22 protein-coding genes are annotated in these 24,374 nt (G+C 73.2%); 17 read left to right on the forward strand and 5 right to left on the reverse strand.

The window, feature by feature from the left end; translation table 11 throughout:
• Window positions 1-457: 457 nt before the first annotated feature.
• Both AB0H87_RS06155 and AB0H87_RS06160 read left to right on the forward strand, forming a co-directional pair.
• Window positions 458-1,441, forward strand: coding sequence for a diacylglycerol kinase family protein (locus AB0H87_RS06155; protein ID WP_360140449.1), 984 nt, complete (start codon window positions 458-460; stop codon window positions 1,439-1,441).
• Window positions 1,442-1,460: 19 nt separating this feature from the next.
• A complete protein-coding gene (locus tag AB0H87_RS06160; protein WP_360140451.1) occupies window positions 1,461-2,465 on the forward strand; it encodes a YihY/virulence factor BrkB family protein in 1,005 nt (334 codons plus the stop codon).
• 247 nt (window positions 2,466-2,712) lie between these two features.
• Here the strand turns inward: AB0H87_RS06160 and AB0H87_RS06165 are convergent, their stop codons facing one another.
• Together AB0H87_RS06165 and AB0H87_RS06170 are read right to left on the reverse strand one after the other, a co-directional pair.
• Window positions 2,713-4,308, reverse strand: coding sequence for a replication-associated recombination protein A (locus AB0H87_RS06165; RefSeq protein ID WP_360140454.1), 1,596 nt, complete (start codon window positions 4,306-4,308; stop codon window positions 2,713-2,715).
• A 246-nt stretch (window positions 4,309-4,554) separates the two neighbouring features.
• Window positions 4,555-4,770 (reverse strand): hypothetical protein, encoded by a 216-nt coding sequence (locus tag AB0H87_RS06170; protein WP_360140457.1) that lies wholly within the window; start codon window positions 4,768-4,770, stop codon window positions 4,555-4,557.
• 110 nt (window positions 4,771-4,880) lie between these two features.
• Here AB0H87_RS06170 and AB0H87_RS06175 point away from each other — a divergent pair, with 110 nt between their 5' ends.
• Window positions 4,881-5,585, forward strand: a complete 705-nt coding sequence (locus AB0H87_RS06175) for a GNAT family N-acetyltransferase (RefSeq protein ID WP_360140460.1) — start codon at window positions 4,881-4,883, stop codon at window positions 5,583-5,585.
• Between the two features lie 250 nt (window positions 5,586-5,835).
• Here the strand turns inward: AB0H87_RS06175 and AB0H87_RS06180 are convergent, their stop codons facing one another.
• Window positions 5,836-6,672: a sugar nucleotide-binding protein gene (locus tag AB0H87_RS06180; protein ID WP_360140463.1), complete on the reverse strand. Its 837-nt coding sequence runs from the start codon at window positions 6,670-6,672 to the stop codon at window positions 5,836-5,838.
• 16 nt (window positions 6,673-6,688) lie between these two features.
• Window positions 6,689-8,491 (reverse strand): aspartate--tRNA ligase, encoded by a 1,803-nt coding sequence (aspS, locus tag AB0H87_RS06185; RefSeq protein ID WP_360140466.1) that lies wholly within the window; start codon window positions 8,489-8,491, stop codon window positions 6,689-6,691.
• Window positions 8,492-8,655: 164 nt separating this feature from the next.
• Here aspS and AB0H87_RS06190 point away from each other — a divergent pair, with 164 nt between their 5' ends.
• From AB0H87_RS06190 to AB0H87_RS06235, 10 genes are all read left to right on the forward strand, one after another.
• Window positions 8,656-11,706 carry an SWIM zinc finger family protein gene (locus AB0H87_RS06190; protein ID WP_360140469.1) on the forward strand — a complete coding sequence of 1,017 codons (3,051 nt, stop codon included), beginning with the start codon at window positions 8,656-8,658 and terminating at the stop codon, window positions 11,704-11,706.
• The gene (locus tag AB0H87_RS06195) at window positions 11,703-12,764 is read left to right on the forward strand and encodes an AAA family ATPase (RefSeq protein ID WP_360140472.1); all 1,062 of its coding nucleotides are present in this window, start codon (window positions 11,703-11,705) and stop codon (window positions 12,762-12,764) included. The genes AB0H87_RS06190 and AB0H87_RS06195 overlap by 4 nt, the downstream gene beginning before the upstream one ends.
• Window positions 12,757-15,294 carry a DUF5682 family protein gene (locus tag AB0H87_RS06200; RefSeq protein WP_360140475.1) on the forward strand — a complete coding sequence of 846 codons (2,538 nt, stop codon included), beginning with the start codon at window positions 12,757-12,759 and terminating at the stop codon, window positions 15,292-15,294. Before AB0H87_RS06195 ends, AB0H87_RS06200 begins: the two co-directional genes overlap by 8 nt.
• Window positions 15,291-16,496, forward strand: a complete 1,206-nt coding sequence (locus AB0H87_RS06205) for a VWA domain-containing protein (RefSeq protein ID WP_360140478.1) — start codon at window positions 15,291-15,293, stop codon at window positions 16,494-16,496. Before AB0H87_RS06200 ends, AB0H87_RS06205 begins: the two co-directional genes overlap by 4 nt.
• Before the next feature lie 110 nt (window positions 16,497-16,606).
• Window positions 16,607-17,551, forward strand: a complete 945-nt coding sequence (locus AB0H87_RS06210) for a YbaB/EbfC family nucleoid-associated protein (protein ID WP_360140481.1) — start codon at window positions 16,607-16,609, stop codon at window positions 17,549-17,551.
• Window positions 17,552-17,554: 3 nt separating this feature from the next.
• A complete protein-coding gene (locus tag AB0H87_RS06215) occupies window positions 17,555-17,872 on the forward strand; it encodes a hypothetical protein (RefSeq protein WP_360140484.1) in 318 nt (105 codons plus the stop codon).
• Window positions 17,873-17,877: 5 nt separating this feature from the next.
• Window positions 17,878-18,975, forward strand: coding sequence for a hypothetical protein (locus tag AB0H87_RS06220; RefSeq protein WP_360140487.1), 1,098 nt, complete (start codon window positions 17,878-17,880; stop codon window positions 18,973-18,975).
• A complete protein-coding gene (locus tag AB0H87_RS06225; protein WP_360140490.1) occupies window positions 18,959-19,192 on the forward strand; it encodes a hypothetical protein in 234 nt (77 codons plus the stop codon). Before AB0H87_RS06220 ends, AB0H87_RS06225 begins: the two co-directional genes overlap by 17 nt.
• Before the next feature lie 40 nt (window positions 19,193-19,232).
• Entirely contained in the window at window positions 19,233-19,532 is a 300-nt protein-coding gene (locus AB0H87_RS06230) for a hypothetical protein (RefSeq protein ID WP_360140493.1), read from the forward strand.
• Entirely contained in the window at window positions 19,532-20,392 is an 861-nt protein-coding gene (locus AB0H87_RS06235; RefSeq protein ID WP_360140496.1) for a sigma-70 family RNA polymerase sigma factor, read from the forward strand. The genes AB0H87_RS06230 and AB0H87_RS06235 overlap by 1 nt, the downstream gene beginning before the upstream one ends.
• Here the strand turns inward: AB0H87_RS06235 and AB0H87_RS06240 are convergent, their stop codons facing one another.
• The gene (locus AB0H87_RS06240) at window positions 20,393-21,211 is read right to left on the reverse strand and encodes an MBL fold metallo-hydrolase (protein ID WP_360140499.1); all 819 of its coding nucleotides are present in this window, start codon (window positions 21,209-21,211) and stop codon (window positions 20,393-20,395) included. It abuts the gene before it with no gap.
• A 110-nt stretch (window positions 21,212-21,321) separates the two neighbouring features.
• Here AB0H87_RS06240 and AB0H87_RS06245 point away from each other — a divergent pair, with 110 nt between their 5' ends.
• The 4 genes from AB0H87_RS06245 to AB0H87_RS06260 are packed head-to-tail and all read left to right on the forward strand — an operon-like array spanning window position 21,322 to window position 24,343.
• A complete protein-coding gene (locus tag AB0H87_RS06245) occupies window positions 21,322-21,624 on the forward strand; it encodes an urease subunit gamma (protein WP_360140502.1) in 303 nt (100 codons plus the stop codon).
• Window positions 21,625-21,633: 9 nt separating this feature from the next.
• Window positions 21,634-21,954, forward strand: coding sequence for an urease subunit beta (locus tag AB0H87_RS06250; RefSeq protein WP_360140505.1), 321 nt, complete (start codon window positions 21,634-21,636; stop codon window positions 21,952-21,954).
• Window positions 21,951-23,645 (forward strand): urease subunit alpha, encoded by a 1,695-nt coding sequence (locus tag AB0H87_RS06255; protein WP_360140508.1) that lies wholly within the window; start codon window positions 21,951-21,953, stop codon window positions 23,643-23,645. Before AB0H87_RS06250 ends, AB0H87_RS06255 begins: the two co-directional genes overlap by 4 nt.
• Window positions 23,645-24,343, forward strand: a complete 699-nt coding sequence (locus AB0H87_RS06260; RefSeq protein ID WP_360140511.1) for an urease accessory UreF family protein — start codon at window positions 23,645-23,647, stop codon at window positions 24,341-24,343. The genes AB0H87_RS06255 and AB0H87_RS06260 overlap by 1 nt, the downstream gene beginning before the upstream one ends.
• Window positions 24,344-24,374: the final 31 nt, after the last annotated feature.

Below are 24,374 nucleotides of genomic sequence, written 5' to 3' on the forward strand. Positions count from 1 at the left end.
CGACCGGCGCGGCACCATGCCCGTGAACGGGCGGGAGCAGCCGACCGAACACTGGTATCGGGGTGCGGCGGGCGTGGGGATGTCGCGATCCATCGTGTGGGTGAATCAGGGCAAAAGCGCGAGCGACCGCCTCGATCTGACGGCGCCGCGCTACGTCTGGCCTGACCAGGCGGCGAGCGCTTATGTAGTCGACGGTCGAGTGCCGGCGCTGATCGCCGCCGCCGACCTGCCCTCGGAGTCGAGCACTCATCAGCGGCGACAGCCGCCTGGCTTGCGTCCGCGCCCTGGCCGGCCCGTGGCGAACGAGCCTCGGCATGCGAAGGTCGCCGCGAGCGTTGGTCGTCGTCAGCGGCGAGCCCTCATCGGCGTCGGCCGAGGCCGTGCCCGGCGGGTGCCGGTGACCACCCCGGGGTTGCTTGGGTCGCCGAAATCGTTGCGGTCCTGCACACTTTCCTGCGTGGATGTGAGCAGGTCCGGCGTGCGCTCGGCCGTCGTGGTCAATCCGGCCAAGCTGGAGGATCCCGACGAGCTCCGTGCTGTGCTCGGGAAAGCGTTGGCGAAAGCCGGCTGGCCGGCGCCGGAGTGGTACGAGACCACCCGCGAGGATCCCGGGCGGGGGCAGAGCCGTGCCGCGGTCGAGGCCGGCGCCGAGGTGGTCTTCGCCTGCGGCGGTGACGGCACCATCATGGCCTGCGCGTCCGCGCTGGTCGGGACCGACGCCGCCCTCGCCGTGCTGCCCAGCGGCACCGGCAACCTCCTCGCCGCCAACCTGGGGCTCACCGGTGACCTCGCCGCCGGCATCGCCGTCGCCGTCGAAGGGGGGCGGCGCCGGCTCGACCTCGGGCTGGTCAAGGGGCGCGACGAGAAGCGCTACTTCACGGTCATGGCCGGCATGGGCTTCGACGCGCAGATGCTCGGGTCCACCTCCGAGACGACCAAGGCCCGGATCGGCTGGCTCGCGTACATCTTCGGCGGGCTGAAGCACCTCCGTGACCGGCCGATGCGCATCTCCGTGCGGATCGACGACCGCCCGCCGATGCGGCGGCGCGCGCGGTCCGTGCTCATCGCCAACGTCGGGCGCCTGCAGGGCGGTGTGCGGCTGTTCAAGGAGGCCGAGCCCGACGACGGCTGGCTCGACGTCGCCGTCCTCACCCCGCGCACCATGGGCCACTGGGCCGTCCTGATCCTGGCCGTGCTGCGCCGGCGGCGGCGGGTGCCCCGGATGGAGACCTTCCGCGCCCACCGTGTCCAGGTCACCAGCAACCGGCCCCAGCCGCGCGAGATGGATGGTGACGTGATCCCCGCCGGGCGGGTCCTGCGGGTCGAGGTCCAGCCCCGCGCCATCTGGCTCTGCGTGCCGCGACCCGAGGGCTCGGACGACCTGGCCTATGACGCCGACGCCGCCGCGCGGCGTGGTGAGCGGCTCGTGGGCTCGGAATGACAGGGGGAGAAGCGGGGGAATGAGCTCCACACGGATCGTTCCGGAAACCCAACTGATGTCCGCCGACCAGCTCACCGCCGACGACGCCTGGCACACCCTGCGTCGGCACGGTGGGTGGCACCTGCTGCGGGACGCGTTCGTGCGGCTGCGCTACGGCGACGGGTTCAGCCACGCGCGGGCGTTCGCGTTCCAGCTCTGTCTCGCGGTCGTGCCCTTCCTGATCGCGCTGACCGGCCTCACCACCGACCTCGGCGTCGAGTCCGGCGGCAAGGTCGTCGCGGACACGGTGATCGCCCTGACCCCGGGCGCCAGCGTCACCGTCGTACGCGAGCTGCTCGTCGACGACGAACGCACCGAGGACGCCGGTGAGCTCGCGCTCGCGCTCGGGTTGATCACCGGCCTCGTGGCGCTCACCATGGCGATGTCGCAGGTCGAGCGCGGGGCCAACCGGATATACGGCGTCGAGCGGGACCGGCCGGCGTTCTTCAAGTACGTCCGCGCGGCCGTGCTCGCCCTCGCCGCCGGCCTGCCCATGCTGCTCGGCTTCCTCATGCTCGTCGCCGGTGGGCCGATCGGGGAATCGGTCCAGCGGGAGTACGGCTGGGGTGGCTGGGCCCACGACGCGTTCGACATCGTCCGCTGGCCCGCCTCCATCGTGCTCACCGTGTTCCCGATCGCCGCGCTGTTCCGCTACGCACCCCGGCGGCGCCAGCCCGGGCTCTCCTGGCTGCTGTTCGGGGCCGGCATCGCCACCGTGCTCTGGGTCGGCACCAGCCTCACGCTCGCCCTCTACGTCTCGCTCGCCGAGAGCTTCAACCAGACCTACGGCGCCCTGACCGGGGTCATGGCGCTGCTGATCTGGGCAAACCTGACCGGCGTCGCGTTCTTCTTCGGGCTCGCGTTCACCGCCCAGCTCGAAGGCCTGCGGGTCGGCGTGCCCGAGCCCGCCGAGCCTGACCTGTGGCAACCGATCAGCCAGCGCGCCGCCGACAAGGATGGTGTGCCCGAGCCGACTTCCGGGTAAACGAACGCCCCATGGAGATGACGCCCGCGCGCAAGCCGCTCGAACACTTCACCGCGCGGAGCCTCGTGGGGCTCGCCGCCATCGTCGCCGCCGGGATCGCGTTCGGGATTCCGCCGGCGGATCGCGCCGATCGTCGCTCACGCGTTCACCTCACTGCTCGTGGCGTCACCGCGCCGCCGCATACCTCGCCAATGGGACACCGGCGCGGTGGTGGGATCGAGATCGCGACACAGCCCGCAACCCCGGTTCACCCAACCTCGCCTTCGTCGTCACGCGTCGCACCTGGCGACCGTCGACCGCCGCGTTCCGCCGGAACAGCGTCACCCACAGCCGGCTCCCCCGCGACCCCGGTGTCGGCAGATCGCGCGTCCGCACGGTCGACCGTTTCCGCACCATCCGCACCGCGGTCGTCCACCGACCGGGCCGAAGCGGCGCCGTCGTCGGGACCGGCCGCGCCCCGCCGGCCGCGCTCGCCGCGGATGATCCGGCGGATGGTCGGCAGGCGCATGGCCACCGCACGCTCGTCGCCGTGGTCGCCGGGCTCGTAGTAGTCGACCCCGACCAGCCCGTCCGGCGGGTACTGCTGGGTCAGCACACCACGCGGGTCGTCGTGCGGGTACTGGTAGCCCTTGCCGTGCCCGAGCCCCCGCGCACCCTGGTAGTGCGCGTCCCGCAGGTGCCGCGGCACGCCGCCGCCCTTGCCGGCCCGCACGTCGGCGAGCGCGGCGCCGATCGCGGTCGTGGCGCTGTTCGACTTGGGCGCGGTCGCCATGTGGATCACGGCCTGGGCGAGGTTGAGCTGCACCTCGGGCAGGCCGACGTACTCCACCGCGTGCGCCGCCGCCGTCGCCACCGTCAGCGCCGTCGGGTCGGCCATGCCGACGTCCTCGCTCGCGAAGATCACGATGCGCCGGGCGATGAACCGGGCGTCCTCACCGGCCACCAGCATCCGCGCCAGGTAGTGCAGCGACGCGTCCACATCGGACCCGCGCATGCTCTTGATGAACGCGCTGATCACGTCGTAGTGCTCGTCGCCGTCCCGGTCGTACCGGACCGCCGCGACATCGACCGCCTGCTCCGCGGTCGCCAGGTCGATCTCGGTGGCGCCGCGGGCGAGCGCCGAGCCGGCGGCCGCCTCGAGGGCGGTCAGGGCCTTGCGGACGTCGCCTGACGCGAGGCGTACAACGTGATCTTCTGCTTCCTGGGTGAGCGTGACCTCGCCGCCCAGGCCGCGCTCGTCCGCGACCGCGCGTCGCACGAGGCTGCGCACGGCCGCCTCGTCGAGGGGCTGGAGGGTCAGCAGAACACACCGGGACAAAAGCGGTGAAATGACCGAGAAGTACGGGTTCTCCGTGGTCGCCGCCAGCAGCGTCACCGTGCGGTCCTCGACGGCCGCGAGCAGCGAGTCCTGCTGGGTCTTGGAGAAGCGGTGCACCTCGTCGATGAACAGCACGGTCGGCGGGCCGCCGGCCCGCCGCTGCCGCCGCGCGGTGTCGATCACGGCGCGGACGTCCTTGACGCCGGCGTTGAGCGCGGACATCGCCACGAACTTGCGGTCACTCGCCTGGGCGACAAGGTGCGCGATAGTGGTCTTCCCGCTGCCCGGCGGCCCCCACAGGATCACCGAGAGTGGCGTCGACCCGCTGACCAGCTGGCGCAGCGGCGCACCGGGCGCGAGCAGGTGCTCCTGCCCGACCAACTCGTCGATCGTCCGGGGCCGCATCCGCACCGGCAGCGGCGCGTCGGCACCCGGCGCCGCGAAGCCGTCAGCGCCGGCGGTGTGCTGGGGTGCGGTGCGCACCCCGCCGCCGTCGCCGACCGAGAACAGGGCGTCGGGCTCCATCAGGAAGACACTACCGGCCGGGAGACAGGTGCCGGAAATGCGAAGAACCCTGCGCCGGTACGAGCGACGCGGGGTTCTTCGCAAGATGCGCTGGACCACCCGGTGTTCGGATGACGCCGCCGTCCGCGGCTTCAGCCTGTCGGCCGGTGCCGGCGTGCGGGCCTGGCCCGTCAGCTTGGGCCGGGGCTGGCGGCTTCGTCGAGGTCGAGCCTCCACCTGGCGTTCAGCTTCGGCCCAGGCCGGGCGTCAGCCGCGACCGGGACGGCGGCCGTAGAAGCGGCGGCCGCTGCCGGTGCCGCTGCGCGGGCCACTGCCGACGCCGGCGAAGTACAGGGCGAGCAGCGTCAGACCGATCAGCACGAGCGTGTTCCAGTTGAACAGGTCCGGCGCGCCCAGGTCGGTGTCGAACAGGTCGAGCAGCAGGGCAAAACCAAACACGATGGCCGCGGCGATGGCGAGCATCTCTATCCTCCTGATGGGGGCTCCGCCCGAGGGGTTCGGGTGGGGTGGCCGGCTCAATACCCAATCGGGTCAGCGGGCAATCTCGACGATCGATCGGTTACGTTGCGGCCATGGTTGAACCCCTCGCCGGCCGCGACGCGGTGCTGGCCGCGACGGGTGCGCACCCGTACGCCCGCCTCACCGCCGAAGCCGACGGCGCCGCCTTCCGAGACGGGTCCACTGTGGTCTGGATCACGCGCGGCGGTTCGACGGTGTGCGCCCTCGGCGACGGCGCCGTAGCCGCCACGACCGCGATCCGCCTGGCGGCCGAGGTGTCCCCGGACGCGCCACGCTGGTGGCACCTGCCGCGCCTCGCCGGGGAACCGCCGGTGGCCGCACGGGTCCGCGACGAATGGGACTTCCGCTGGACGACCTCTCCCCCACCGCTGCGGGCAGGCGAGGAGCTCGCGGCCCCGGTCGAGGACGACGCCGGGATCTCGGCGTTGCTCGACGCCGCCTTCCCGGCGACGACGACCCGGCCCGGCGACCGCCGCGTCCGCGCGTGGTGGGCGATCCGCGAAGGCGGGCGCCTCGTCGCGTGCGCGGCGGACCGCAGCCGAGGCGGGGTGGGCTTCCTGGCCGGCATCGCGGTGCACCCGGACGCCCGCGGTCGCGGGCTGGGCGCCGCGCTGACGGCCGCGGTGACCCGCCGACTGGTCGAGGAACACGGCATGGCGGCCCTCGGCGTGATGAGCGACAACCACCTGGCGAACCGGATGTACGCGTCCCTCGGCTACGCGTCGTCAATCCCCCGGACCTCGGTCGGCCTGGCCTAGCCTCGGCCGTGAGCCGTGGACCGACGCGCTCGTCGCAGCGATCTGGCTACTCGCGGAGGCGGGTCGCTTAACGGCGGTCCGCCCGGCTCGACACCGGGGGCATGCAACGTAGGGCCCGCGGCGATGACGCACCTACCCGGTGCGAAGGTAACGGCTACGTCTCTGGCGAACGACCCGGTGAAGCCCCGGTCCAACCATTCGCTCTGTCCTTGATGGACCCTGCGGCCAGAGCCGAACCCGGCACCCGGGGTCAGCTCGGCGTGCCGCCGGTCAGGATCTCGGACGGCGGGCGGAGTCTGGTCTTCAGGACGTCGCGGGCCCGGGTCGTGTCGAGGACCACGGTCGCCGGGCGGTGCAGCCGCATCTCGGTCAAGGTCGCGCCGCGCAACGCTGCCGGGTCGCGGCCGTGGGCCCGCGCGACCAGCCGGCCCAGCTCGAGCCGGGACATCGGCTCCGGCCCGGACACGTTGAGCACGCCGGCGTAGTCGCCCGCCGCCAGCTCCAACACCGCCGCGGCCAGGTCGCCGGCGCCGACCGGCGTGCGCAGCTCGTCGCTGAACAGCCGCAACTCGGATCCCGGCTCCAGCGCGTCGAGGCAGAACGCGACCTGCCTCGACCGGGCATCCGGCCCGATGATCACCGAGCACCGGACGAGCGCCGCGGCCGGCGCCACCACCCGCACCGCCACCTCGGCCGCCGCCTTCGACGCGCCGTAGGCGTACACCGGCGTCGGGTCGTCCTCCTCCCGGTACGGCTCGGGCCGTCCACCGTGGACCGCGTCGCTCGAGACGTGCACGAGGCGCGCGCCAATCCGGGCGGCGGAGGCCGCCACGTGCCCGGCACCGGTCGCGGTGACGGCCCAATCGGCGTACACCCCGACGGTGTTGACCACCACCCGCGGCCGCACCGCGTCGACGAGCCGGTCCACCGCGGCCCGGTCGCGGACGTCGACCCGCTGCCAGCGCACGCCCGGCACGTCGCCGGGCGCACGCTGATAGGTCGCCACCACCGCGGACCCCGCAGCGACGGCCAGCCGGCACACCTCACCACCGAGGTAGCCGCTCCCGCCGACGACCAGCACCGTCACCGGGGCGCCCGCCCACTCACGGCGTGTGTTCGACCGGCACCGCGACCCCGGCGGTGCCCGCGTGCGCCGCCGGGCCCTTGGGCTTGGCGTCGATGCCGGCCTCGAGCCGCTGCTGCGCCGTGATCGGCGTCGGCGCGCTCGTCAGCGGGTCGTAGCCGCCCCGCGTCTTCGGGAACGCGATGACCTCGCGGATCGAGTCAGCACCGGCGAGCAGCATGCAGACCCGGTCCCAGCCGAACGCGATGCCGCCGTGCGGCGGAGGGCCGTACTTGAACGCCTCCAGCAGGAAGCCGAACTTGTCGGCCGCCTCCTCGTCGCTGATGCCGAGCAGCGTGAACACCCGGCGCTGCACGTCGGCCCGGTGAATACGGACGGAGCCGCCGCCGATCTCGTTGCCGTTGCACACGATGTCGTAGGCGTAGGCCAGTGCCCGGTCCGGCGCCTCCTCGAAGCGGTCCATCCACTCCGAGTTGGGCGACGTGAACGGGTGGTGGACGGCCGTCCAGCCGCCCTCGTCGTCCTTCTCGAACATCGGCGCGTCGGTCACCCAGCAGAACGCCCACGCGTCGGGGTCGGCCAGGCCGGCCCGGCGGGCGATCTCGACCCGGGCCGCGCCCAGCAGCTCCTGCGCCTCGCGCCGTTCGGCGCCGGCCGCGAAGAAGATGGCGTCGCCCGGCTTGGCGCCGACCGCGTCGGCCAGCCCGTCGAGGTGCCCCGCGCTGAGGTTCTTGGCCACGGGACCGCGCGCCTCGCCGGTCTCGGCGTCGAGCACGACGTAGGCCAGGCCGCGGGCGCCGCGCGCCTTGGCCCAGTCCTGCCAGCCGTCGAGCTCCTTGCGGCTCTGCGCGGCGCCGCCCGGCATCACCACCGCACCGACGTAGCCGCCGGCCTCGATCGCGCCGGCGAACACCCGGAACTCGGTGCCGCGCAGGTAGTCGGTCAGCTCGGTCAGCTCGACGCCGTAGCGCAGGTCGGGCTTGTCGGACCCGTAGCGCGCCATCGCGTCGTGCCAGGTGATCCGCGGGATCGGCCGCTCGATGCGGTGACCGGCCAGCTCCTCCCACAGGGCGCCGACGATCGCCTCGCCGAGGTCGATCACGTCGTCCTGGGTGATGAAGGACATCTCGATGTCGAGCTGGGTGAACTCGGGCTGCCGGTCGGCGCGGAAGTCCTCGTCGCGGTAGCAGCGCGCGATCTGGTAGTAGCGCTCCATGCCGGCCACCATCAGCAGCTGCTTGAACAGCTGCGGCGACTGCGGCAGCGCGTACCAGCTGCCGGGTTGCAACCGCACCGGAACCAGGAAGTCGCGGGCGCCCTCGGGCGTCGACCGGGTCAGGGTCGGCGTCTCGATCTCGTTGAAGTCGCGGTCGTGCAGCACACGGCGGGCGATCTGGTTGGCCCGGCTGCGTAGCTTGAGCGCGCTGGCCGGCCCCGTGCGGCGCAGGTCGAGGTAGCGGTGGCGTAGCCGGATGTCGTCACCCGCGTCGACGTTGTCGTCGACCGGCAGCGGCAGCGGCGCGGCCTCGGAGAGCACCTCGAGCACGGTCGCGTTGACCTCGACCTCGCCGGTCGGCAGCTCGGGGTTCTCGTTGCCGGCGGGGCGGCGCGCGACCTCGCCCTCGACGCGGACGCAATATTCGTTGCGCAGGTGGTGCGCGTCTTCCTCGCGGAAGACCACCTGCACCACACCTGACCCGTCACGGAGGTCGACGAAGATGACCCCACCATGATCACGGCGGCGGGCCACCCAGCCGGCCAGGGTCACCGCGCCGCCGGCGTCCGTGGCACGCAGGCTTCCGGCATCATGGGTACGGATCACGGCTGTCGTTCTCCTCGACGATGGGGTACGGCGTTGCGCGGTCGATTCTCGCAGGGCTGGTCGGCGACGGAAGCCCGCACCCCCGGCCTGTGGATAAGGTTTGGTGTCTTGGGGTTATCCACAGGCCACCAAATTTCGTCGTACATGAGTTCTAAGGTTTGCGCGTGTCCGTCGAACGCTGGTCCCCCGACAAGGTGCTCTCGCTCGCGCCCGACCAGGGCGCCGCCAAGAGCGGCCGCGGCCTGATCACGTCCGCCCACTGGGCTGGTCAGGGCCGGTTCGACGACATGCTCTGGGGCCTCTGCCGGGGTTCCGGCGCCCGCCCTTACCAGGTATGTGTCGATCTGACCGGTCCCGCCTACCGGTGCACCTGCCCGAGCCGCAAGATCCCCTGTAAGCACGCCCTCGGGCTGCTGCTCCGGTGGGCCAACGGCGGCGTGCCCGACGACGACGGTCCGCCCGACTGGGCGATGGAGTGGCAGGCCGAGCGGGCCGGCCGGGCCCAGCGGGCCGAGCAGCGGGCCACCCGCTCACCGAAGGCGCCTGGCGAGGGCCTGGCCGACCCGGAGGCCGCCGCGCGGCGGGCGCAGCAGCGCGCCGGGCGCGTCGAGACGGGTCTGGTCGAGCTCGACCGCTGGCTGGCTGACCAGATCGAGCAGGGCCTGGCAGCGACCGAGCAGGCGGGTTACCGCCCGTTCCAGACGATGGCCGCCCGGCTGGTCGACGCCCAGGCGCCCGGGGTCGCCGGGGCGGTCCGCCGGCTCGGCTGGGTGGTCGGAGTCGGCACGAACTGGGCCGACCGGCTGCTGAGCGAGTTCGCGCTGCTCCGGCTGCTGATCGTTGCCCACGGCCGGCTGCCGGAGCTCCCGCCGGGCCTGGCCGCTACCGTCCGCACCCGGGTCGGCTACCCGGTCGCGACCGACGACGTGCTGGCCGAGCCCGAGGTCCGCGACCGGTGGGAGGTGCTGGGCCGGTTCGACACGGCCGACGACCGCCTGACGAGCCGGCGGACCTGGCTACGCGGCGAGCAGACGGGGCGGTTCGCGGTGGTCCTGGCGTTCGCGCCGGTTGGTCAGACGCTGCCCGCCGACCTCGAGCCCGGCACCGTGGTCGACGCCGGACTCTGCTTCTATCCCGCGGCCGTGCCACGGCGCGCGCTGGTCAAGGCCCGCTACGGGGAGCCTGTTCCGGCCTACGCCGCCCCGACGGGCGCGGTCCCGGTCCGGGCCGCGGTGGCCGAGCACGCCCAGGCGGTGGCCGCCGAGCCGTGGCGCGAGTCGACCCCGATGCTGCTCGCCGACGTCATCCCGACCGACGACGGCCGGCTGGTCGACCCGGCCGGCGACGCGCTGGCCCTGCACCCTGATGACGACCGCCCGTGGTGGTTACTGGCGGCCGCGGGCGCGCGACCGGTGGTGGTGGCCGGCGAATACGGCCACAACGGCTTCCGTCCGCTCGCCGCCTGGCCCGACGGCCGGCATGTCCCGGCGCTGCCGGGCGAGCCCCGCGTCGCGCCCGGCGGCCCGCCTGAGCTGCCGCCGGATCTGCTGTCGGCCGCCCTGGTGGGCACGGCCCGCCGACCGTGGTCGGCCGACCGCCTAGACATTGGGGGCGGCCATCGTCTTTCGATCGCGATCCCCGGCAATCTCCATCGCGCCGCTGGCCAGCTTGAGGTCGCCCAAGAGGGAGAACTGGGCGAGCAGGCGCCGACTGAGTTGGGCGGCGGCGCCCGCGAAGAAGCGGTCGGCCATCAGGGAGCCGGTCCCGGCGCCGGTGGGCAGTGGGTCGGGTCCGGGGGTTCCGCTCGGGCGTTGTTGGAGGCCGCGGCGGTGGCGCTGACCTATCGGCGGGCCGGCGAAACGCCGTTGGCCGGGCGGGCGACGATCGCGCCCGCGCCCGAGGAGGTGCGGCCGATCGTGCCACCGGCCGCCGCCGAGCGGCTCGACATCCTGCTGACCGAGGGGGCGACCGGTTGGGGTGGGCCTGCCCAGCGGGCGGTCCTCGGGCAGTGGCTCGTCGAGGCTGCCAAGCGCCAGCTGCTCGTCCCACCGGAGACGCTGCCAACGCTGCTCGACCTCGGTCGCCGGGACACGGCTGTGCGGCCGGCGTTGGGCGCCGTGGCCGGGCGGCGCGGCCACTGGCTGGCCCAGCGGCAGAACGATTGGCGCTACTTCCGCGACGTCGGTGGGGAGGCGGCCGCCGCCGACCCGCAGGACTGGCAGACCGGCACGCCTGGGGAGCGGCTCGCCTACCTGGTGGCGCTGCGCGCTGCCGACCCCGCGAAGGCGCTCGACCTGCTCACCGAGGCCTTCGACGGCGAGTCGCCGCACGACCGGGTTCTTCTCCTCGGCGCCTTGGAGACCGGAATCGACCGGCGTGACGAGGCGTTGATCGAGCACGCGCTCGACGACCGGCGCCGCGAGATCCGGCAGGTCGCGGCCGAGCTGCTCCGCAAGCTGCCGGGCTCCGCATTGGGCGACCGGATGGCAACGCGGGCCGCGGCCAGCGTGCACTTCGCCGACGGCGCCCTGACCGTCACCGCGCCGGCCAGCATCGACGCCGCGATGCTCCGCGACGACATCGACCCGTCGCCGCCGCGCGGTGTGGGCCTCGGTGCATGGCTGCTCGAGGAGGTTGTCTCGGCGACACCACTGGCCTTCTGGACCACGCTGACCGGCCGCGACCCGGCCGGCGTGGTGGCCCTGCCGGTCGCCGACGGTTGGCAACCGGTGCTGCTCCGCGGGCTCGCCCGGGCGACGGCCGCACAGCGCGACCCGGTCTGGGCGGCGGTGCTGCTCGACCATGCCGACTCCGCACCCGCCGAGACCGGCGGCGACGGGCTCGGAGACCGGCTGACCTGGCCGCTGCTCGAGGTCCTACCGGGCGGTGAGCGCGGGCGCCGGGTCGCCGCCGCGCTGCGCCGGGACACCGCCGCCGGGATCCGACTCCTGCACTTCTGTGCCGACGACTGGTCCGACGAGTTGGCGTCGGCCGCGCTGCGCGCGATGGCCGTGCTCGCCCCCGACAACGCCTGGCAGCTCTCCGAGCTGTGCCGGCTGGCGATGCCGGCCATGCCGACGTCGTTCGTCGGGCGGGTCGAGGCACTCGTCCGCTCCCTCGACGGCCTACCCGAGGGCCGCCGTTCCGCCCGCTACCTCGCCCAGCTCGCCGCCGTGCTCGGCTTCCGCCACGACATGATCGAGGAGTTCGCATGACCGCCCTGCGCCCGCACGCGGAACAGTTCTACGCCGAGGAGCTGGCCGCGCTCGCCGCCGACGACGAGCTGCCGCGCCCGCCAGGCTGGCGGCTGTCGCCGCAGGCGGTGGTCACCTACCTGCTGGGCGACGGAGGCAAGATCACGCCGAAGTACGTCGGTTCCCGCCGCCTGATGGAGGTCGCCGTCGCGACCCTCGCCACCGACCGGGCGCTGCTCCTGCTCGGCGTGCCGGGCACCGCCAAGACGTGGGTCTCCGAACACCTCGCCGCCGCCATTTCGGGCGACTCGACGCTGCTGGTGCAGGGCACGGCCGGCACGCCCGAGGAAGCGATCCGGTACGGGTGGAACTACGCCCGCCTGCTATCCGAAGGTCCGACCCCGGCGGCGTTGGTGCCGAGCCCGGTGCTGCGGGCGATGGAGCACGGCACGATCGCCCGCGTCGAAGAGCTGACGCGCGTGCCCTCCGACGTCCAGGACGCGCTGATCACGATCCTGTCCGAGAAGACGCTGCCGATCCCCGAGCTGAACACCGAGGTCCAGGCGCAGCGCGGCTTCAACGTGATCGCGACCGCCAACGACCGCGACCGCGGCGTCAACGAGCTCTCCAGCGCCCTCCGGCGGCGGTTCAACACCGTCGTGCTGCCCGTGCCGGCCACGGTCGACGAGGAGATCGACATCGTCACCCGCCGGGTGGCCCAGCTCGGCCGTTCCCTGGACCTGCCCGAGACGACGACGGCGCTCGACGAGATCCGGCGGGTCGTGACGGTGTTCCGCGAGCTACGCGACGGCCAGACGGAAGACGGCCGCACCAAGCTCAAGTCGCCGACCGGCACGATGTCGACCGCCGAGGCCATCTCCGTCGTCACCAACGGCATGGCGCTGGCCGCCCACTTCGGCGACGGCGTCCTGCGCGCCGGCGACGTCGCCTCCGGCATCGTCGGCGCTGTGGTCAAGGACCCGGTCTCCGACCGCGTCGTCTGGCGCGAATACCTGGAGACCGTGGTCCGCGAGCGCCCCGCCTGGGCCGACTTCTATCGAGCCGCCCGCGATGCCTGAGCGCTACTACGGCATCCGCCACCACGGGCCAGGCTCGGCCCGTGCGGTGCTCCGCGCGCTCGAAGAGCAGCGCCCGGACATCCTGCTGGTCGAGGGCCCGCCGGAGGCGGACGAGCTGATCGAGTGGGTGGCCGACGAGCGCCTCCAACCGCCCGTCGCCCTCCTCGGCTATGCCGCCGACAACCCCCGGCGCGCGGCGTTCTGGCCGTTCGCGGTCTTCTCGCCCGAATGGCAGGCGATCCGCTGGGCGGTAGCCAACGGCGTCCCGGTCCGCTTCTTCGACCTACCGTTCGCCTACCGCCTCACCAGCCGCAAGACCGCCCCCAAGCCGGACCCGAACGACACGCCCGACCCACAACCGCCTGACGAAGCCCAAACCGACGGCCGCGAGCCGACGCTGGACAGACCTGTCGACATTGGACCCGGCTCCGAAAACGGGCCCGGTCCGGACGCGGCGCGGACAGGTGATGACGGACCGGACGCCGACAGGGATGGCGCTAACGGGCCGGGCACGAACGGACCAGCTGCGATCACGCCGAGCGCGGACGGACCCGGCGCGGACGGGCCGCCTGCGACCGAGCCAAGCGCAGACGGGCCCGGCGCCGACGGGCCTGAGGCGAATGCGCCGAGCGCGGAGGCGCCCCCGTTGGGCGAGCCGGATGAGGACGAGGGGCCCATGCCTGGGCCTCCGGCGCCGGAACTGCGCCCCGTGGATCCGATCGGTGAGTTGGCGGCAGCGGCGGGCTACGACGATCCCGAGCGTTGGTGGGAGGACGTCGTCGAGCACCGGCAGGCGCCGGCGTTCGAGGCCATCGAGGAGGCGATGACCGAGGTTCGGGCGGGCGCGCTGGAGGATCCCTACGACCTGGTGCGCGAGGCGTACATGCGGACCGTTCTGCGCCAGGAGCGGCGCAAGCACGAGGAGATCGCCGTGGTGTGCGGTGCGTGGCACGTGCCGGCCTTGCGGGCCAAGGTCACCGCCGCGCATGATGCCGCGTTGCTCAAGGGGGTCAAGCGGCGCGGGAAGGTGCGGTTCACGTGGGTGCCGTGGACCTATGGGCGGTTGGCGTCGTGGCAGGGCTACGGCGCGGGGGTCGACTCGCCCGGCTGGTACCACCACCTCTTCACCACCACCGACGAAGTCGTGCCGCGGTGGCTGGTCGGCGCGGCCGGCGTCCTGCGGGCCGAGGGCGTGGACACCTCCTCGGCGCACGTCATCGAGGCGACACGGCTGGCCGAAGCCTTGGCCGCCATGCGGAGGCGCCCGCTCGCCGGGCTCGCCGAGGTCACCGACGCCGCGGGTGCGGTGCTCTGCGAGGGCGACGACCTGCGGTTGCAGCTGATCGGGCGCAAGCTCGTGGTCGGCGAGCGGCTCGGCGAGGTGCCCGACGGGGTGCCGACCGTGCCGCTGGCCCGCGACCTCGAGGCCCGCCAGCGCGCCGCGCGTCTCAAGCCGTCCGCACTGGACCGTGATCTCGACCTCGACCTGCGCAAGGACACCGACCTCGCCCGCAGCCACCTGCTGCACCAGCTTCGCTGCCTCGACGTGCCGTGGGGCGAGCCGGCGGAGCGGCGGGGCAGCACGGGTACGTTCCGCGAGGAGTGGTTCTTGCGCTGGCAGCCGGAGTTCTCGATCCGGCTCGTGGAGGCGAGTGGCTACGGCACGACCGTCGTCGGGGCGGCCACCGCCCAGGTCACCACCGCCGCGGCCAAGGCGACGACGCTGGCCGAGGTGACCGCGCTGCTGGAGACCTGCCTGCTCGCGGACCTGCCGGGTGCGCGGCCGGCGGTGCTCCGCGCGCTCGACGTCCGCGCTGCCGAGGACGCCGACGTCACGCACCTGATGGCCGCGATCCCAGCCCTGGCGCGCACCGTCCGCTACGGCGACGTCCGCCGCTCCGACGTCGCCGCCGTGGCGGCGGTGGTGAGCGGGCTATTGGCCCGCGTCTACGCGGCGCTGCCGCCGGCCGCCTCCGCGCTCTCCGACGAGGCCGCCGCCGACCTGCGCGACCACATCGACGCGGTGCACTCGGCGGTCGCACTGCTCGGCGACGAGGCCGAACGCGCGCGGTGGCTCGACACCCTCGTCGCCCTGACCACCCGTGACGACCTGCACGGCCTGCTCGCGGGCCGGCTGACCCGGCTGCTCCACGACGCCGGCCGGCTGTCCACGGGCGACGCCGGTCTCCGGCTCGGGCGGGCGCTGACCGCCGGCGTTCCGGCCGCGACCGGCGCCGCGTGGGTCGAGGGCTTCCTGGCCGGCGGGGGGCTGCTGCTCATGCACGACGACGCACTGCTGACGCTGGTCGACAACTGGCTGGCCGACATCCCGCCCGACGCGTTCACCGAGGTGCTCCCCCTGCTCCGCCGCACCTTCGGCACCTTCGCGACAGGCGAACGCCGCGGCATCGGCGAACGCGTCGCCGGCGGTGGCGCCAACGCGAGGGCCACGACCGTGGTGCTCGATCACGACACCGCGCGGCTCGCTCTCCCCACGCTGAGCGCCCTCCTCGGACGGAGGATCGAATGACCAGGCCCGAAGCGCCGAGCGCTGACGACGAACGCCGCCGGCGCTGGCGGCTTGCGCTCGGGGAGCCCGCCGACGAGTCGCTCGGCGAACCCGGCGGGCGCGACGCCGCCATGGACGCCGCCATGGCCGCGCTCTACGACCGCGCGCCCGACGGTGAGGGCGCCGGCGAGGCGGAGGGCAAACGGCGGACCGGCGGCCTGGGCGCTTCCGCACCGCGGGTGGCGCGCTGGCTCGGCGACATCCGGGAGTACTTCCCGCAGAGCGTCATCCGCGTCATGCAGACCGACGCGATCGAGCGCCTCAACCTCACCCGGCTCCTGCTCGAGCCCGAGATGCTCTCCGCCGTCGAGCCCGACGTACACCTTGTCGGCACCCTGCTCTCGCTCAACTCCGTGATGCCCGACAAGACCCGCGACCTGGCCCGCCAGGTGGTCCGCAAGGTGGTCGACGACCTGGAGAAGCGCGTCGCCCAACGCGCGCGGGCGGCGGTCACCGGCGCGCTCAACCGGGCCACCCGGATCGAGCGCCCGCGGCACGGCGACATCGACTGGAACCGCACCATCCGCGCCAACCTGCGCCACTACCAACCCGCCTACCGCACCATCGTTCCCGAGCGGCTGATCGGGTACGGGCGCCGCGGCAACGCCGTGCAGCGGGACGTGATCCTCTGTGTCGACCAGTCCGGGTCGATGGCGTCGTCGGTCGTCTACTCAGGAGTGTTCGCCTCGGTCCTGGCCTCGCTGCGGACGTTGCGCACCTCGCTGGTCGTGTTCGACACCTCTGTCGTCGACCTGACCGACCACCTCAGCGACCCGGTCGAGGTGCTGTTCGGCACCCAGCTCGGTGGGGGCACCGACATCAACCGCGCGATCGCGTACAGCCAGCGTCTGGTGACCCGGCCCCGGGAGACCATCTTCGTGCTGGTCAGCGACCTTTACGAGGGTGGCGTACGCGACGAGATGCTGCACCGGATCGCGGACCTAGTCGGCGCCGGTGTCCAGGTCGTCGTGCTGCTCGCGCTCTCCGACGACGGGGCGCCGAGCTACGACCACGAGAACGCCGCCGCCCTCGCCGCGCTGGGTGTGCCTGCCTTCGCGTGCACGCCGGACGTCTTCCCCGAGCTGATGGCCGCCGCGATCCAGCGGCACGACCTGCGGGCGTTCGCAGAACGGGAGGGAGCACAACGGGCGCACGGAACGTGAACATGGATCGAGATCGGTGCTAGGGTTTTGGCCGCCCGACCGGCGCGCTCGGAATTGGGGGTCTGATGAGCGCCTTCGACGCGATACGCAGGACGGCGATACCGAAGCCCATGCCAGCGGGGGATCTGCGCGACACCGTCGAGGCGTTGCGCCAGGCGGTCACCGCCGCCACGGCCACAGTCTCCACTGCGGACGGTGCCGTCGAGGTCACGGCGGGTCCCGGCAACGCGATAGTCGGGCTCGGTTTCGGGCGGGCGGCCTACCGCTATAGCCCCGAGCGGCTCGGCGCCCTCGTCGTCGACACGGCGAGGCAGGCGACCGCCGAGGCGACCGGCACGATCACCGAAGCCATCGGCAAAATCGGCCAAGGCGACGGCCACCCCCACGACCAAGGCGCAGGCCACGCCCACCGCCACGACCACGGCGCAGGCCACGCCCACGACCACGGCCTCGGCCGCGGCTACGGCGAACGCCACGCCCACGACAACCGCCAAGGCGAAGGCCAGGACCGCCGCCACGGCGAAGGCCACGACCGCCGTCACGGCGAAGGCCACCACCAGCCCCATGACAACGGCTACGGGAAGAACCGGCCCGAGCTGCCCGGCCTGCTCGGCGGCGTGCTCCCCGAGGTCCCGGCACCCGAGCAGCCGACGCTGGACGACCTCCCCGAGGACGGCCCGCCCGACCCCGAGGCCCACCGCGCCAACGAGCTGCTGCGCCGCCTACGCGACGAGTCGCAGGAGCAGCTACGCGGGTACGCGCGGCTGAGGGACGAGCTGGCCGACCTGACCGCCACCGCGCGCTCCGCGGACGGCGGCATCACGGCCCGGGTGCGCGCGGGCGGCGAGCTGCTGGCCGTCCACATCGGCACCGACCAGCTCCAGCACGACCCGGCCACCCTCGCCGGCATCGTGCACACCACGGTGATGACCGCGACCGCGCAGGCGGCCATGCTGATGGCGGACCGCGTACAACAGCTGACCGGTCCGCGCCTGGATGTCCGGTCATTGATCGAGACCTACCAGAACCCCGACCCCGACGAACGCCGAGGCTGACCCATGGGAGAAGGCTTCCGCACCGACGTCGACGAGATCATGACGTGCCGGGCCCGGCTCGCCGAGATCCGTGGACGGGCCGCCGACATCCTCGCGCTGGCCGAGGACGCCAACCCCGAGTGGTACATCTGGGGCCTGATCGGCGCGCCGTTCGCTGCCTGGTACTGGAAGTACGCCGACGACACCTACGAGCACCTGTCGATGATGGGCGAGGCGCTGCAGGACCGGGTCGAGGCGCTCGACTGCACGGCGCAGGCCTACCGCGACACCGACCAGGAGATCGAGAAGGCGCTCCAGTCGATCCGCGAGCTGCTGGGCTGACCGCGATGACCGACGAGCGGCTCAAGGACAGCGACGTCACCAACGACGTCACCGAGTACGGCACCGACAACGGCGTCGTCGACGCGAAGGGTGACTGGGACGGCTACGGCGGCGCCGGTTCCGTCAGCGTCGGCGGATACGACGTCCTCCGGCTCGACCCCGTCAAGGACTTCGCCGGCGTCGCGGGCCTGCCACAGGCGGTGTCCGGCGCGGCGAAGATGGTCAACGGTGACGGCGACTGGGGCGAGCTGTTCAACATCGGCGGCAGCGTCGCCGACCTGGGCATCAACGTCGCCATGTACGCCGTCGACCCGCTCAACGCGCTGCTCTCCGCCGGGCTGAGCTTCCTGATCGACGTCGTGCAGCCGCTGGAGGACCTGCTCGGTCTGGTCACCGGCAACCCGGAGCGGATGGAAGGCGAGATCGCCAAGTGGGAGCGCGTGGGCAACGCGCTCGAGCCGCTCGCCAAGGAGATCCTCGAGGCCACCCGCGAAGGCCTGGTCGGCTGGCAGGGCGAGGCGGCCGACGCCGCGCGCGCCCGCATGGAGGAGTTCGCCGGCGGCGTCGCCGGCATCCAGGGTGACGTGCAGCAGCTCGTCTTCATCCTCAACACCGCGAAGCTGCTGATGGACGTCGCCCAGGCGTTCGTGATCGGCCTGATCGCCACGTTCGTCGAGTGGCTGATCATCACCTGGGCGACCGCGATCGCCGCTGCCGTGCCCACCGCCGGCGCGTCGACCGCCGCGGCCGGGGCGGCCACGACGGCGCAGGGCGCGATCGTCACCACGCGCGGCGTGACCTTCATCCAGAAGGTGGCGCAGATCCTCGCCCGCCTCAAGAGCGTGCTGACCAAGATGCACCCGCGGATCATGAAGCGGGTCCAGGCGTCGTTCCAGCTCCGGAACGCGCGGGGCCAGTTCGTCCGCGGCTGGGTCGGCAGCGGCCGGGCACTCCGCGAGTCGGCGACCGACTACCGCACCTGGCTCGGCCCCGCCGACAAGCTCGCCAACACCGGCGCCAACGAGATCAAACGGGGCCTCGACGGCGCCGACGAGAAGATGTCCGACGAGGAACTGGATCGCCGCCTTGACCCCGACCGATGACCGCAAGCCCGCCCGCCGGGTACGCACCCGCATGCCCACGCCCGCCGCGGTGGTGGCGTCGTTCAGCATCGCCATGGCGGTGCTGCTGGTCCTGTTCATCGTGACCACCGCCGCCGGCGCCGGCGGCTCCGGATCTCTGCTGGTCAGCGCGGTCGTCGGCGTCGTGGCGGGCGCGCTGTTCTTCGTCAGCTGGTGGCGCCGCGGCCGCAAGCGCTGAGCGCCTGTCACATCCCGCCTCCGGCGCGGCTCATAGAGGCATGAAGCTGGTGATGGTACGCGCGAACGTCAGGCCGGAGCGCGTCGACGACATCGAAGAGGCGGGCCGGACGCTGTTCGCCGCGATCGAGCGCGAGCGGCTCCAGGGCATCCGTTACGCCTCGGTCCGCCTGCCCGACGGCGTCACCTACCTCAACCTGCTGGCCCTCGACGACGGGATCGCCAACCCGCTGCCCTCGCTGCCCGAGGCGCGCCAGTTCCAGGAGCAGCTCAAGGGCTGGCTGGCCGGGCCGGCGACCTCGGAGCCGCTCACGGTCATCGGCTCCTACCGGCTCTTCTGATGGACGACGCCCAACTCGCCGCGCACTTCGAGCGGCACCGCGCGAGACTGCGCGCGGTCGCCTACCGGATGCTCGGCTCGCTGGCCGAGGCCGACGACGCGGTCCAGGACGCCTGGCTGCGCCTGCACGCGAGCGACACCGGCGAGATCGACAACCTGGGCGGCTGGCTGACCACCGTCGTCGCCCGGGAATCCCTGCACCGGTTGCGCTCGCGGCGACACCGGCGAGAGGACCCGCTGCCCGACCCGATCGTCGTGGCGGGCGACGACGACCCGGAGCAGGCGGCACTGCTTGCCGACTCGGTGACCCTGGCCCTGCTCGTCGTGCTCGACCGCCTCACCCCGGCGGAGCGGTTGGCATTCGTCCTGCACGACACGTTCGACGTGCCGTTCGAGACGGTCGCCGGTGTCCTCGGCCGCACACCGGCGGCCGCGCGACAGCTCGCCAGCCGGGCGAGACGCCGGGTCCGCGGCGCCGGCCTGCCGAAGCCCGACCCGGACCTGGCCGCGCAACGGCGGGTCGTCGACGCCTTCTACGCCGCCGCCCGGGCCGGGGACTTCGCCGCCCTCGTCGAGGTCCTGGCCCCGGACGTCGTGCTCCGCACGGACGACGGCCCCGGCCGCACACCGCTGGTCCTCCGCGGGGTGCCGGCCGTGGCCAGGCTGGCCCGCGCACCGCGCGGCGCGGAACTGCACCCGGCAGTGGTCAACGGCCTCGCCGGGGCGGTGATCACCCGCGCCGGCCGGCCGTTCGCCATCATCGCGTTCACCGTGGTCGAGGGGCGGATCGTCGCGATCGACGGCCTCCGCGACCCCGACCGCGTCGCGCGCCTCACGACTGTCCGGCTCGCCGCCGCGTGATCAACCCCGCTGCTGACCGATGTGCGCCAGGTAGCGATCCGCCGACCGACGGACCCGCTCCTTGGCGCCCCCAGACACCACCCGACCCCACCAACCGCCGTAAACAGTGTCGTACGGTAAGGAATCCACAAGGGACACCGCCCGGACGATCGTGTCCGGGTGCTCGGGAATCAGGTTGGGATAGCTGTACATGAAGCTCACCCACCGCCGGTCCATCACGACGGTGAAGATGTCGCCGGTGCACAGCGCGCCCTTGCCGTCGAGCCCCGGCCAGTGCAGGACGGTCCCGCCAGGAAAGTGGATCCCGGCGTTGACCAGCGTCCGCTCGGGCAGGATCTCCTGCCGGTCGCCCTCCCAGAGCACGACGTTCCCGGCCCGCGGCACCCACTCGGCGTCGGACGCGTGCACGTACACCGGGATGTCCCCGAACGCCCGGCTCCACTCCACCATGGACCCGTAGAAATGCGGGTGGGAAAGGGCGATCGCCGCCAACCCACCGACCGACTCGACCGCGGCGACCACGTCGGAATCCACATAGGGCACGCAGTCGAAGAGCACGTTGCCGCCCGGGCCCGGCACGACCAGCGCCCGCTGTCCAATGCCGACGCTCGGCTCCACGCCGACGCCCCACAGCCCGGGAGCCTCCTCGCGAACGGCGCCCCGATGCCCCTCGGCGTGCAGCTCGGTGATCGACGCCCAGCGCTGCCCGCCCCACCCCACGTACTGCCGGTCGTCGGCGCAGATCGGGCAGACGGTGCGGTCGGCATCGCGGGCCCGCTGAACGCCGCACGTGCGGCAGATCGGATGGTGTCGGTCCATTTGTGGAAGCCTACGGCCACCGCCGCGCGCCCTACCCACAAGGGGCGTAATGGGTGCGTAACGTTCTGGTGGCACGATCGTGACCCCCAGTGCGGACCAGGAGGTGAGCCGTGTTCCTCAGCCAGCACGAGCAGGAACGGCTGCTCATCCACGTCGCCGCCGACGTGGCGCACAAGCGGCGGGAGCGCGGGCTGCTGCTCAACTACCCGGAGGCGACCGCGGTCATCACCGCCTTCCTGCTCGAGGGCGCGCGCGACGGCCGCACGGTGGCCGAGCTGATGTCGGCGGGCCGCGAGGTCCTCGCCCGCGCCGACGTCATGGACGGTGTCCCGGAGATGCTGGCCGAGGTGCAGGTCGAGGCCACCTTCCCCGACGGCACCAAGCTGGTCACCGTGCACGACCCGATCCCGTGACGGCGCACGATGATTCCCGGTGAGATCGTCCATGGCGAGGGCCCGATCGAGATCAACGCCGGCCGGCCCGTGCTCACGCTCACGATCCGCAACACCGGCGACCGGCCGATCCAGGTCGGCTCGCACTACCACTTCGCCGAGGCGAACCCGGCCCTCGACTTCGACCGCCGCGCCGCCTGGGGCCACCGCCTGGCCGTGCCGGCCGGCACCGCGGTGCGGTTCGAGCCCGGCATCGACCGCGACGTCGACCTCGTGCCGATCGGCGGCAACCGCGTGGTGCCCGGCCTGCGCGGCGAGAGCGCGGGCCCGCTGGACGGGAGCCGCCCGTGAGCCTGGTCGACCGGCGCCGCTACGCCGCGCTCTACGGCCCCACCACCGGCGACCGGATCCGGCTCGCCGACACCAACCTGCTGATCGAGATCGAGGAGGACCGCTGCTCGTACGGAGACGAGGCGGTCTTCGGCGGCGGCAAGGTGATCCGCGAGTCGATGGGCCAGTCGGCGGTCAGCCGGGGCCGGGGCACCGTCGACACCGTGATCACGGGCGCGGTCGTGCTCGACCACTGGGGCGTCGTCAAGGCCGACGTCGGCCTCCGGGACGGCCGGATCGTCGCGCTGGGCAAGGCGGGCAACCCCGACACGATGGACGGCGTGCACCCGGATCTGGTCATCGGCCCCTGCACCGAGGTGATCGCCGGCAACGGGAAGATCCTGACGGCCGGCGCGATCGACAGCCACGTACACCTCATCTGCCCGCAGGTCCTCTCGACCGCGCTGGCCAGCGGCGTGACGACGGTGATCGGCGGCGGCACGGGCCCGGCCGAGGGCACGAAGGCCACCACCGTGACGCCGAACGCGTGGCACCTCGCCCGGATGCTCGAGGCGGTCGACCCGTGGCCAGTCAACGTGCTGCTGCTCGGCAAGGGCAACACCACGAGCCAGGAGGCGATGTGGGAGCAGCTGCGCGGCGGCGCGGGCGGGTTCAAGCTGCACGAGGACTGGGGCACGACGCCCGCCGCGATCGACGCCTGCCTGCGGGTCGCGGATGCCAGCGGTGTGCAGGTCGCGATACACACCGACACCCTCAATGAGGCCGGGTACGTCGAGGACACACTGCGCGCGATCGGCGGGCGGTCGATCCACGCGTACCACACCGAGGGCGCCGGCGGCGGGCACGCGCCCGACATCATCACGGTCGCCAGGCAGCCGAACGTGCTGCCGAGCTCGACCAATCCGACCCGGCCGTACACCCGGAACACGCTCGACGAGCACCTCGACATGCTGATGGTCTGCCACCATCTCAACCCGACGGTGCCCGAGGACCTGGCGTTCGCCGAGAGTCGGATCCGGCCGAGCACGATGGCCGCCGAGGACGTCCTGCACGACCTCGGCGCGATCTCGATCATCGGCTCCGACTCGCAGGCGATGGGCCGGGCGGGCGAGGTCATCCTGCGTACGTGGCAGACGGCGCACGTCATGAAGGAACGCCGCGGCGGCCTCTCCGACAACCTGCGGGCGCGCCGCTACGTCGCGAAGTACACGATCTGCCCCGCGGTCGCCCACGGCATCGCCGGCGAGGTCGGCTCGGTCGAGCCCGGCAAGCTCGCGGACCTGGTGCTGTGGGACCCGGCCTTCTTCGGCGTGCGCCCGCACCTGGTCGTCAAGGGCGGCATGATCGCGTGGGCACAGATGGGCGACGCGAACGCCTCCATCCCGACACCGCAGCCGGTGCTGCCACGACCCATGTTCGGCGGGTACGGCATCGTGCCGGCCCGCACCAGCGTGGCGTTCGTGGCCCCGGCCGCGATCGACGCGCTGCTGAACGACCGCCTCCCGCTGGGCCGCCGGATGCTGCCGGTCGCGGACACGCGCGCGCTGACGAAGGCGGACCTGCCGCTCAACGACGCGCTGCCGCACATCGAGGTCGACCCGGACACGTTCACGGTCCGCATCGACGGCGAGGTGGTGCCGCCCCAACCGGCGCTGGAGCTGCCGATGGCCCAGCGGTACTTCCTGTTCTGATGTCGTCACTGTCGACGCTCCTGGTGCTGGCCGACGGTCGGCTGCCCGCCGGTGGGCACGCCCACTCCGGCGGGGTCGAGGCCGCGGTCGCCGCGGGCCGGGTGCACGACCTGCCGAGCCTGCGGTCGTTCCTGGTCGGCCGGACAGCGACCGCCGGCGCGGTGGCCGCGGCCTTCGCCGCCGCCGCTTGCCACGCCGTGGCCGCGAACGGCGATCCCGAGCCCGCGCGTCCGGTGGCAGCGGACACCGCCCGGATCGCCTCGCGGCCGCGGCAGCCCGGTGCCATCGGGTCGGTCGGACGGCTCAGCGCGTTGGACGACGGGATCGACGCGCGGACGGCGTCGCCGGCGCTGCGGGCCGCGTCGCGGGCGCAGGGCCGCGCGCTGCTGCGGGCCGCCGCCCGGATCTGGCCCGGCACGCCCGCCACCGAAGGCCAGCCCCACCACCCGATCGCCGTCGGCATCACCGCCGCGGGCGCCGGACTCGGGCCCCGGGAGGCGGCACTGGTGGCCGTCTACGGTGGACTCACCGGCGCCGCGTCCGCGGCGGTGCGGCTGCTGGGACTGGACCCGTACGCCGTACACGCGCTGATCGCCGATCTCGCCCCTGACTGCGACCGCTCGGCCGCGACGGCTCCGGGTCGTACGGCCTACTGCCGCCCAGCGGGCTCGTGCTGCTTGCCGACGCCCTCGACGTGATCGATGCGACGGTCACGAACATCGCCGCACC

Source organism: Asanoa sp. NPDC050611 (assembly GCF_040654855.1).
GTDB lineage: Bacteria > Actinomycetota > Actinomycetes > Mycobacteriales > Micromonosporaceae > Asanoa.